This is a genomic window from Bacillus sp. FJAT-25509 (assembly GCF_001420605.1).
GTDB lineage: Bacteria > Bacillota > Bacilli > Bacillales > Bacillaceae_G > Gottfriedia.
The window spans coordinates 1-661 of sequence record NZ_LJIZ01000040.1; the positions used below are offsets into that span (position 1 = coordinate 1).

At 34.6% G+C, this 661-nt stretch carries 1 protein-coding gene; it reads right to left on the minus strand.

Annotated features, from left to right (window positions below; translation table 11 throughout):
* Positions 1–139: 139 nt before the first annotated feature.
* Positions 140–661: IS110 family RNA-guided transposase (locus tag AN960_RS23770; RefSeq protein ID WP_156339773.1), on the minus strand; the 522-nt coding region annotated here is incomplete at its 5' end.

Consider the following 661-nt stretch of genomic DNA (forward strand, 5'->3'; position numbering starts at 1 on the left):
AACTAAACCAGCTAATAGTTGTCAATATTTTTCAATAAAAATTTTATAAAACACATGTTATACTAAAAATAGACATGCCAAATAACCTTCCATCTGTTATGATTTGGAAGGTTTTGTATTTCTTGCTTTATTTTTACATTTAAGCTATATCCTGGAAAGTCGTATTGGTTTTTAATAGGGCATAAATCCAGTGTAAAAGCTTATTTACACAGGCTATAACGGATACTTTATAAGGTTTTCCTTCACTACGTTTTTTGTCGTAAAACTCACGTAATCTCTTATTTCTTGGGATGATTTCATTGGTCGTTTTATTTTTACGACTATCTCGAATGGCACATTTAACAGCCATAAACAAGGCATGCCTTAGTCTACTAGATCCACGTTTTGTAATACGGTTTTGGGTCGCTGTAAATCTACCTGACTCAAAGACGCTTGGATCAACTCCCGCGAAAGCCACAAGTTTTTTAGGGTGATTAAACCGATCGATTTCTCCGATTTCTGAAAGAATCGTGGCGGCGATTTTTTCTCCAATACCGGGAATCGTTTGGATAATTTTATATTCTTCAATTTCTTTCACAAGGGCGTCTATTTCAAGCTTTAATTTCGATAGATGCTCTTTGTATTGAAGGACCAACTTAATGTGCATTTCCATCGTTATGAC